The sequence below is a fragment of the Phenylobacterium sp. genome (assembly GCF_035276905.1).
Lineage (GTDB): Bacteria > Pseudomonadota > Alphaproteobacteria > Caulobacterales > Caulobacteraceae > Phenylobacterium.
The window spans coordinates 1-9,153 of record NZ_DATELG010000300.1 but is presented as its reverse complement, the minus strand read 5'-3'; the positions used below and the strand labels follow the sequence as shown (position 1 = coordinate 9,153).

10 protein-coding genes are annotated in these 9,153 nt (G+C 70.7%); 5 read left to right on the top strand and 5 right to left on the bottom strand.

Annotated elements, in window-relative coordinates; all coding sequences use genetic code 11:
• Together VJS38_RS14160 and VJS38_RS14155 are read right to left on the bottom strand one after the other, a co-directional pair.
• A partial coding sequence (locus VJS38_RS14160) for an SDR family NAD(P)-dependent oxidoreductase (protein ID WP_324088795.1) occupies window positions 1-183 on the bottom strand: 183 nt, incomplete at its 3' end.
• Between the two features lie 13 nt (window positions 184-196).
• Window positions 197-4,126, bottom strand: coding sequence for a CHAT domain-containing protein (locus VJS38_RS14155; RefSeq protein ID WP_324088794.1), 3,930 nt, complete (start codon window positions 4,124-4,126; stop codon window positions 197-199).
• A 103-nt stretch (window positions 4,127-4,229) separates the two neighbouring features.
• Here VJS38_RS14155 and VJS38_RS14150 point away from each other — a divergent pair, with 103 nt between their 5' ends.
• From VJS38_RS14150 to VJS38_RS14140, 3 genes are all read left to right on the top strand, one after another.
• On the top strand, window positions 4,230-5,408 hold the full coding sequence (locus VJS38_RS14150) for a S1C family serine protease (protein WP_324088793.1): 1,179 nt from the start codon (window positions 4,230-4,232) through the stop codon (window positions 5,406-5,408).
• Window positions 5,409-5,502: 94 nt separating this feature from the next.
• Window positions 5,503-5,742 (top strand): AbrB/MazE/SpoVT family DNA-binding domain-containing protein, encoded by a 240-nt coding sequence (locus tag VJS38_RS14145; protein ID WP_324088792.1) that lies wholly within the window; start codon window positions 5,503-5,505, stop codon window positions 5,740-5,742.
• Window positions 5,739-6,134 carry a type II toxin-antitoxin system VapC family toxin gene (locus VJS38_RS14140; protein WP_324088791.1) on the top strand — a complete coding sequence of 132 codons (396 nt, stop codon included), beginning with the start codon at window positions 5,739-5,741 and terminating at the stop codon, window positions 6,132-6,134. Before VJS38_RS14145 ends, VJS38_RS14140 begins: the two co-directional genes overlap by 4 nt.
• Window positions 6,135-6,213: 79 nt before the next feature.
• Here VJS38_RS14140 and VJS38_RS14135 read toward each other — a convergent pair whose 3' ends face one another.
• From VJS38_RS14135 to VJS38_RS21020, 3 genes are all read right to left on the bottom strand, one after another.
• Window positions 6,214-7,068 (bottom strand): alpha/beta hydrolase, encoded by an 855-nt coding sequence (locus VJS38_RS14135; protein ID WP_324088790.1) that lies wholly within the window; start codon window positions 7,066-7,068, stop codon window positions 6,214-6,216.
• 190 nt (window positions 7,069-7,258) lie between these two features.
• The gene (locus VJS38_RS14130; RefSeq protein WP_324088789.1) at window positions 7,259-7,900 is read right to left on the bottom strand and encodes a dihydrofolate reductase family protein; all 642 of its coding nucleotides are present in this window, start codon (window positions 7,898-7,900) and stop codon (window positions 7,259-7,261) included.
• A 152-nt stretch (window positions 7,901-8,052) separates the two neighbouring features.
• Window positions 8,053-8,412: a Fic family protein gene (locus tag VJS38_RS21020; protein ID WP_414692448.1), complete on the bottom strand. Its 360-nt coding sequence runs from the start codon at window positions 8,410-8,412 to the stop codon at window positions 8,053-8,055.
• Between VJS38_RS21020 and VJS38_RS21015 the strand changes: the two genes are divergently transcribed.
• Window positions 8,344-8,832 (top strand): type II toxin-antitoxin system VapC family toxin, encoded by a 489-nt coding sequence (locus tag VJS38_RS21015; RefSeq protein ID WP_414692447.1) that lies wholly within the window; start codon window positions 8,344-8,346, stop codon window positions 8,830-8,832. The two genes, VJS38_RS21020 and VJS38_RS21015, sit on opposite strands and share 69 nt — an antisense overlap.
• Window positions 8,833-8,923: 91 nt before the next feature.
• Window positions 8,924-9,153: KUP/HAK/KT family potassium transporter (locus VJS38_RS14120; protein ID WP_324088787.1), on the top strand; the 230-nt coding region annotated here is incomplete at its 3' end.

The following is a 9,153-nucleotide window of genomic DNA, read 5'->3' as shown; positions in this document are numbered from 1 at the left end:
GTCCGCGGGCGCGACGAAGGCCAGGGCGCCGTGGCGCGCGCGCAGCTCCTCGGCCAGCGCCTCCAGCCGCTCGACCCGTCGGGCGCTGAGCACCAGGTCGAACCCGGCCGCCGCCAGCCGCCGGGCGAACGCCGCCCCGATGCCGGCCGAGGCGCCGGTCACCAGCGCCAGTCTGCGAGCCATCTCGGCCTCCTCCTCATCGGGCGAACGTGAAGTGGAAGATCGCGGCCTGGCCGGCGAGCGAACCGCCGAGCAGCGCCTGGCCGTCTTCCAGGGCGAGGGCCGCGGTCGGCAGGACGTCGGCGCCGGCGTCCAGCGGCTTGGGCGTCGAGGGCCGGCCCTTGCCGTCCAGCGTCAGCACCAGGGTCGAATAGCTGCGGCCGACGGCCAGGCTGCCGGCGTCGCGCGGCGGCGTCCCGGCGTGCGCCGCGACGTCGAACAGGCTTTCCTTGTAGGCCGCGACGAAGAGGCCGCCCCGCGGGAGCGGCGCAAGGGCGCGCACCTCCGAGGCCCCGAGCGTGTCGTCCAGATAGAGGGTCTTCGGCTTCAGGCCGGCGGCGATCGCCAGGACCGCGGCCTTGCGCTCGGCGCGGCAGCCCTCGCCCTGCGAGCCGCCGAACATCGCCGTCCCGCCCCGCGCCACGGCGCCGGCGACGGCCGCGAAGCCGCTGATCGTCGTGCTTTGCAGAAGCGCGCCGCTGTGCGCGTCGTGCAACTCGACCATGGTCTCTCGGCGCAACGCGCACACCTGGTCGTCGTAGTCCTCGAAGCCCGCGGCCGGCTGGTCGCTGCGGTGGTTGTCGGCCGTGTAGGCGAGCAGCAGTCGATCGCCGAGCGCGACGATGGCGGCGCTGGAGATCCTGGCGGCGTCCGGGGCCTGCGTTGCGAACACGGTCTTCGGCGCCAGATCCGGCCCGACGCGCAGGACCCGCAGCGTTCCGCCGCCCGCTTCGCCGGGCCGGGTCCGTTCGCCGACGACTATAAGCATGGTCGAGGCGTCGGGGTTGATCGCCGCGAGGATGCCCGCGTCGACCTTCGACAGGTTCTCGCCTCGCCATGAGCCGACCGGCCGGCCCTGGCGGTCGTAGGCGTCAAGCCGCGGCTGGAGGCGGCCGCCGGCGCCGATCTCATAGCCGCCGGCGATCAGCGCCTCGTCCAGCTGTCCCAGCACGCGCGAGGCGCGCGCCTGGTGGCTGACCTTGCGCCAGGATTCGTTCGTCCCGACAGCCAGTCGCAGGCCTTCGCCCGGAGCGCCGGCGGCGTCGGCCTCGGCGATGAAACGCGCCGCCAGCCCGTCCGGCGTGCTCGCCAGGGCCAGGACCTCGCCGCCCGGCCTCGTCAGCATCTCGGCGGCCGTCAGCGTCGGCCCCGCGGTTCCGCCGTTCCGATCGGCCATGGCGCCGTCGCCCAGGATCACGAAGGGCGCCCAGAACCGGGGGTGCAGGTAGGCCCGCTCCGGCGGAGCGGCGAGGAAGGCGCGCTGGGCCTCGGCCAGAGCGTCGGCGGGCGCGCCGCCCGGCCCGCGCAGCCTTTCGAAGAGGCCCGAGACGACCGCCTCGCCCGTGCGTGAATTGACTGGCCAGAGCGTGCCCAACGTCGCCGGCACGCCGGAGACCGCAAAGGCGGAGGCGAGCGCCGGCAAGTCCTGCGCGGCCTGGTCGAAGTCGAAGTTCGCCGTGTTGCAGGCGGAAAGGGCGACGAAGCTCGCGCCCAGGTTCATGTCGGCGATCTCCGAGGCGGTCAGCAGGCCGTCGTCGCGGTCGTCGGCTTCGGATCTCGGCGTCAGCACCAGGGCCGGATCCGACAGCCCCTGCAGATCGTCGCGCAACAGTCCGTGGGTGGCGAAGGAGAGATAGCGGTAGTCGCCCAGCACCTGGCCCCGCACGCCCGATTCCGTCGCCTCCTCGCCCAGCAGCAGACGCGAGGCGGCGAAGCCCCGCGCGGAGGCGTGGAGCTCGTCGGCGGTCTCCGGCAGGGGCGCCAGCCCCTCGAAGCGCGATCCGCCACGGACCCCCTTGAGCACCGCCTTGTTCCGCGCCTGGCCATCGTCCAGCCGGCCGTCGAGACGAGGGTCGCCCACCCCCAGGAAATCGAAGTCGGTCTTGGGCGGCGCCGTTCGGGACCGCGTCGCCACGAGCGCTCCGGCGGAGCCGGCGTAGCCGATCGCGTGGCGGCGCACGATCCAGTCGGCTTGCGCCAGGTCGTAGCCGTGGTCCAGCTTCGGCGGCGGTGTGGGCAAGAGCGCCGCCAAGGGCACGACGGCCGAGGCGACGCCGCCCAGCCACTGGATCCGGTCCCCCGGCCGCAGGCAGGTCGCGAACGGCTTCAACAGCGCATCGTAGAGGCGCACCGCGGCCTCGGCCGGAAATTGGATGTCGAGCGCCTCCGAGGGCGCTTCCGTCGAGGTCAGCGCCGCCTGGACGATCTTGGCGTCGACCTTCATGCGCGCGAAGTCGACCGGCGCCACGACCTGCGAGGCGCTGTCGCGGCGCACGCACATATAGGCCATGCCGCCGAAGGTCGGTGCGACCGCGAGCGCCGCCTCGTTCGCGCCGAGCGCCGCCTGGAGCCGAGCCAGCGGAACCAGGCGCGGGCCGCGCAGCGAGAGCCCATCCCGGGCCAGGCGGGCCTCGGCCTGCGCCAGCCGCTCGTCGTAGTCGCGCAGGACGCCGCGGGCAGGGATGTCATGCGCCAGCGTTCCGGTCTCGGCCGGGCCGAGCATGGCGGCCGTCGTCCTCTGTACGCCCTGGCGCTCCAGCCGGTCGCGTCGCGCCTTCAGCCGCAGGGCCTGGTGGATGGTGCGACGCTGCAGCTCGTCTTTCGCCTGGCCGAGCGCGGTCAACGCGTCGGCGTCGAAGGATGCGCCGGTGCGGCCGGCGAGCTGGAACAGGCTGAAGGCGACGTCGGCGTCGGCCGGGGTCCGCGCCGCATCCGCCTGGCTGAGCGCAAGCGCGACGAGGATCTGGTCGATGATGCTCAGGCGGTCGAGCGCGCCCTCCTTGTCCGCCTGCCTGGCGGCCGCCTGGACCTTGCGGCCGAGTTGGATCAGGCGCGCACTGCGCTCCGGTCCGGGCGGGAGGGCCAGCGCGAGCCCTGCGGCGCGGTAGCTGGCGGTCACCGGATCGTCCTTGAAGGCCGCCGGCGCCTGCAGCGCCCGGGTGACGACCGGATCGGCGGTCTGGTCGATCATGGCGACGAAGGCGCGGGCGGCGAGATAGGCGACTTCGTCCGAGTTGGCCGGCGCTCGGCCCGGCCTGGCGTAGAGCGGCGCGAAGGGGTGCGTGGCGAGCGCGGCGTGGGCCGAGGGAAGGTCGCCGGCCGCAGCGTCGAGCGCCACCCTCAGCGTGAGGGCCTGAGCCAGCAGGGCGTCGCGCACGGCCGGGTCAAGCTCGATCCGGAGCAAGGCGGCGGCAGCCTCCTGCAGAGCGCTCCGCGCCCCGGCCACGTCTCCCACCGCCTGCCGCAACTGGCCCTGGGTGATGGCGTAGGTCGCATAGTCCAGTGTCGCGGGCGGCAACGCCTTGGCGATGTCGGCGCCGCTGGCGCGGTAGAGGCCCCAGGCGCGATCGGTCTCGCCCGTGGCGAGCAGGGTCGCCATCACGTCGGCCAGGCTGGCGGCCACGGTGAAGCGGGCCGACTGTGGATTCTTCAGCGACGCGCCGAGCGAGAGGATCTTGTCGACCGAGCGGTCGAGATCCGCCCGTCGGCCGGCTTGCAGGAAGAGATTCGAAGCCAGCACTTGCCGGCGCAGATAGAGGTCGCCGTCGTAGGCGATCTCGTGGCTCCAGCCCGCGTCGGCGAGAATGGCGTCGGGCGCCTGGCCGGCGAACGACCGCGCCGCAGCGACATAGTAGGCCGCTTCCAGCGCGAGCCGGCGCCGTTGCACTGCACTGGCGCTGGCCGCCCGTTGTCCCGCCGCCGCCACGAAGTCCGCGGCGTTGCGCGCGACGCATGCGCCGTCGCGGTTGTGCAGACAGATCTCCAAGAGGGCGCCTGCAACGAACAGCCGATCCGCCGGCGCCGCTGCGGCCGGCGAGCGGAGCAGCGCCTGCAGGCTGTCGCGCGCCGCCTGCGCCCGCCCGGCGTAGAACTGCCGATAGGCCCCTGCGACCTGCTGATCGGGCATCTCGCCCGCCATCGCCGGTTTAGCGTTAAGGAGAAATACGCTTGTGACGAGCATAAGGCCGGCTAGTCTTTTGAGGACGAAGCCGATCCGGGGGGATGCCGTCATGAAGTGGATCCATGTCGCCGCGGGCCTGCTCGCGGCCAGCTGCGCCGTATCTTACGCGCTCGCCGCGCCGCTGGAAGACCAGCTGGGCCAGCCGGTGTCGAGCGGCGGCGGAACCCCGGCGAAGGGGGCCGCGCCGCGCTTCGCCGCGCCGCCGCGCAGTCCTACGGCCAGGCTCGGCAAGGCGCTCGGCGGTCTTCAGGCGACGCCCGCCGCCGCCACGCGCGGAGCCGCCCAGAGCCAGGTCTATGCCCGCGCGGCCCGCGCGGTGGTGCTGGTCGTCACCGACGAGGGACTGGGCTCCGGCGCGCTGATCGCCGCCGACGGCCAGATCATCACCAACCTGCACGTGGTGCAGGGCGCCAAGCGGATCGCCGTGGCGTTCAAGCCGGCGGTCGAGGGCGCCGCGCTTGGCAAGGCCGACCTGCGCCGGGCGACCGTGGTGAAGGTGGACGAGGTCGCCGACCTCGCGCTGCTGAAGGTCGAGGACGTTCCGGCGGGCGTGACCCCGCTGCCGCTCGGCGACTCCACGCGCCTGCAGGTCGGCGCCGACGTCAACGCGATCGGCCATCCCGTCGGCGAGACCTGGACCTACACCCGCGGCGTGGTCAGCCAGATCCGCCGCGCCTACGACTGGAAGGCGGAGGACAAGCTTCAGCACGAGGCCACGGTCATCCAGACCCAGACGCCGATCAATCCCGGCAACTCCGGCGGCCCGCTGCTCGACGACCAGGCCGCCATCGTCGGCATCAACAGCTTCGGCGACGACGGCGCGCAGGGCTTGAACTTCGCCGTCTCGGTGGAGGACGTGAAGAGCTTCCTGGCCCGCGACCACGATCGGACGGTCGCGCCGCCGAAGCCCGAACACTGCGAGTGGAAGCAGCTCTCGGTCGAGGACTGGACCAAGCCGCCGCCGGGCAAGCTCTACGCGATCGACACCGACTGCGACGGCGTGGCGGACGCGGCCCTGCTGGAGCCGAAGAGCAAGCGCGAGCCGGACATCCTGATGCGCGACGAGAACGGCCGCGGCAGTTACGACACCCTCTATTTCGACACCAACCGCGACGGCTATCCGGAGTGGGCGATCTACGACACTGACGGCGACGGCAAGCCGGACCTGCGCGGCGAGTTCCGCGACAAGGAGGACGAGCCCTATCGCTGGGAGAAGATCTCCGGCTAGCTCAAGGTGGCGAGAAAACGCCTCCATCGCCGAGCCCTTGCACCGCCCGGCTCGCCGCCTTACTTTCTTCCTTACCAGAAGTAAGGAGGCGGGCGTGGCGACGGCGACCATTTCGTCCAAGGGACAAGTCACCTTGCCGCGGGAAGTCCGGGCTTCACTCGGGGTTTCCGCCGGCGACCGGCTCGATTTCATTCGGCTGGAGGATGGAACCTACGCCATCGTTCCGGCGTCGCACTCGATCCGCGCGCTGAAGGGACTTCTGCCCCGGCGCGAAAGGGCGGTTTCGCTCGAGCAGATGGCCGCCGCGATTGACGCCGGCGCGAGAGGCGAGTGATCGGCCTCGATACCAACGTCCTGGTCCGCTACATCGCCCAGGACGAGCCCTCGCAGTCGGCGCTCGCGACAAGGCTGGTCGAAAGCTTCACCGCGCAAGCGCCAGGCTTCGTCTCGACGATCACGCTGGTGGAGACCGTCTGGGTGCTCGCCCGGGCCTACAAGACGGCGAAGGCCGAGATCTTGCAGGTCGTCGAGGGCCTGCTCCGGTCCCGGGAACTCGTCATCGAGGACGCGGAGACGCACTACCTCGCGCTCAACCAGTTCGAAGCGACCGCAGTCGACTATGCCGACGCCGTGATCGCCCAGGCCGGACGCCGAGCCGGATGCGAATTCACCGCCACGTTCGACCGGCGCGCCGCGCAGGGCGGCATGCGGCTGCTGGAGACCTGACGGGCGCAGGCGGCGCTGAGGCGCGCCCAGAAGTCGGCCGATATGCGGGCCCGGCCGCGCCCGGACCCGCGCCTTTGATTCAGGCCGTGGCGGAGGAGGCTGTCTCACCGCAAAGGAAGGCGCGTATGTCAGCGTTCACGATGTCCGGATGGGTCTGACACACGCCATGCGGCAGCCCTTCGTAGGTTTTCAGCGTGCCGTTCTTTAGGAGCTTCACCGTCAGCGGCGCCGAATCCGCATAGGGCACGATCTGGTCGTCGTCGCCGTGGATCACCAGCACCGGGGCGTCGATCGCCTTCAAATCCTCGGTGAAGTCAGTTTCCGAAAAGGCCTTGATGCACTCATAGCCGGCCTTGGCGCTGCCCATCATGGCCTGCCGCCACCAATTGCGGATGAGACCCTCCGACACCTTCGCGCCTTGGCGGTTGAAGCCGTAGAAGGGGCCGGCCGGGATATCGAGGTAAAGCTGGGCGCGGTTGGCGGCAAGCGCGGCGCGGTACCCATCGAACACTTCGATCGGCGTTCCGCCCGGATTGGAATCCTTCTTGACCATCACCGGCGGTACGGCGTCGATCAACACGGCCTTCGCCACGCGCCCCGGTTCCGCTCGCGCCACGTAATGCGCGACCTCGCCCCCGCCTGTCGAATGGCCGACATGGATCGCGTTCTTGAGGTCAAGCGCCGCGACCAGCTCGGCGACATCGGCGGCATAGTTGTCCATGTCATTGCCGTTGTCGGTTTGGTCCGACCGTCCGTGGCCGCGGCGGTCGTGGGCGATGACGCGATAACCCTCGGCCAGGAAAAACAGCATCTGGTTGTCCCAGTCGTCGGCGCTGAGCGGCCAGCCGTGGTGGAACACGATGGGCTGCGCGTCTTTGGGCCCCCAGTCCTTGTAGAAGATGCGCGTGCCGTCTTTGGTGGTGATGTAGGCCATAGGGATGCGCTCCCTCGCCAGTTTGCCGGCCGGCAGGACCGGCGCTGCTATTCCATGATTGCGCGCCAGGCAGACGTCCGTCGAACGATCCGACCTCAGTCCGACGGACGTGGTTCTACCAGCTCGCCCGGCGCTGGTCACGGCGGGAAGGGTTCAATTCCCGCCCTTCCCGCTGCCCGGATGGCCCGCTTCACCGGGCCAGCACGATGTGGGTGGCGTCCTCGCTGGCCTGGTGCTCGGTGACGCGGTAGCCGAGCGCGGGCAAGTCGATGCCGGCGAACATCGCCTCGCCCTGCCCGAGCACGACCGGCGAGACCGCGAAGTGAAGCTCGTCGATCAGGCCGGCGCGCAGATACTGGCGCACTGTCGAAACGCCGCCGCCGATCTTGACGTCGAGGTCGCCGGCCGCCGCCCTGGCCTGATCGAGCGCGGCCTCGATGCCCTCGGTCACGAAGATGAAGGTCGTGCCGCCCTCCATCTCGATCGGCTCGCGGGGATGGTGGGTCAGCACGAAGGTCGGCGCATGATAGGGCGGATTTTCGCCCCACCAGCCCTTCCAGGCCTCGTCCGGCCACGGACCGCGGACGGGGCCGAACATGTTGCGGCCGAGGATGAAGGCGCCGAAGCCGCGCATCGCGCGGTCCGCATAGGCCTGGTCGACGCCCTCGGAGCCGCCGTCCTGACCGATCATCGTGCGGAAAAAGCGCGTGCCGTAGATCCACTGGTGCAGCTCCTGCCCGCGCCGGCCGAGCGGATGCTCCAGGCTCTGCTCGGGTCCCGCGCCAAAGCCGTCGAGCGAGATCGAAAAGCCGCCCACGCGCACCTGTGACATCACCGCCTCCGCTGCTGCGACCGTCCGGGCAGGACGGTCGGCTTCCTTAAGGACGGCCGCAAGCGGCGCGTCCCGACAAGCCCGCCAGTGAACGGTCATTCCGAAGGTCCGACGCGCATCACCGCCGCCCGCTCCCGCGACGAGGCCGTGCCTCACTCAGGTAATGCTACGCTCTCTTGACCCCGCAGAAATTCCTCGAAAAGCACCACCAGAATGTACTCTGGCGTCTCGCCCGTCATCGCGCGGCGCAGCTCGTCAGCAATGAATTCTATGTCTGGCACGTCCAGGAAGAAGTCGTTTGCGTAGAGCAGCAGCTGCGCTGCCGCAAAGGCCGTCCGCTTGTTGCCCTGCACAAAGGGGTGCGCGCGCCCTACCGCGACCATCAAGCCGACCGCCAGGACGCTGGGGCTGCGTTCGCCGCCATAGTGCCATTGATTGATCGGATGGGCGCAGGCTGCTTCGAGTTCGCCAGGCTTCAAGAGACTGTGTGGTTCGCCCGTGTCAGCGACCATCTTGTCGACACCTCGGTCTGGGTCGAGCACCTGCGGTCGCGGAGCGCCGCACTCGTGGGGTTGCTCGAACGCGGCGCCGTGCTGATGCACCCATTCGTCTTGGGGGAGGCGGCGCTCGGAAACCTCAGCCAGCGGGGCCTTGTCTTGGAAGCATTGGCGAACCTGCCAATGGCGACCGTGGCGAACGACCGCGAGGTGTTGGGCTACATCAACGCCGCAAGGCTGTATGGCCTGGGCATCGGCTACGTCGACGCTCACCTGCTGGCTTCCGTGCGGCTGACGCCCGAGGCGTCGTTGTGGACCCGCGATCGCCGCCTCGAGGCGGCCGCCGAAACCTTGGGGCTTCGCGCGCCCCTAGTCAAAGCAGGGCGTTCGGTCACCGCCGGCGCCCAGCCCGGGAACCCACACCGCCGCGCGTGATTGAACCTCGGCGGGAAGTTCTGTATCGCGCCCAAGGACAGCGGCTGGCGCCCCGGTGAGGGGCCTGTGGGTGGCGGTCCCGGAGACTTGGATGGCTGACCAGGCCAGCGTCGCGCCGCTTGCGGCGGAAGAGCCGCAGGGCGAGGCCCGGCACGAGGGCTTCTGGGCGCTGGTGCTGGGCTCGATCGGCGTCGTCTTCGGCGACATCGGCACCAGCCCGCTCTACGCCATGCGCGAGGCCTTGCATCACACCCGCGCCGGCATCGGCCCGGAGGTGGCGGTGCTCGGCGTGGTCTCGCTGGTGACCTGGGCCCTGGTGCT

Excerpts from the sequence above, each read along its gene's own strand:
- VJS38_RS14155 (WP_324088794.1), bottom strand. The coding sequence starts at position 4,126 with ATGCCCGATCAGCAGGTCGCAGGGGCCTATCGGCAGTTCTACGCCGGG.
- VJS38_RS21015 (WP_414692447.1), top strand. The coding sequence starts at position 8,344 with ATGGGCGCAGGCTGCTTCGAGTTCGCCAGGCTTCAAGAGACTGTGTGG.
- VJS38_RS14135 (WP_324088790.1), bottom strand. The coding sequence starts at position 7,068 with ATGGCCTACATCACCACCAAAGACGGCACGCGCATCTTCTACAAGGAC.
- VJS38_RS21020 (WP_414692448.1), bottom strand. The coding sequence starts at position 8,412 with ATGGTCGCTGACACGGGCGAACCACACAGTCTCTTGAAGCCTGGCGAA.
- VJS38_RS14150 (WP_324088793.1), top strand. The coding sequence starts at position 4,230 with ATGAAGTGGATCCATGTCGCCGCGGGCCTGCTCGCGGCCAGCTGCGCC.
- VJS38_RS14130 (WP_324088789.1), bottom strand. The coding sequence starts at position 7,900 with ATGTCACAGGTGCGCGTGGGCGGCTTTTCGATCTCGCTCGACGGCTTT.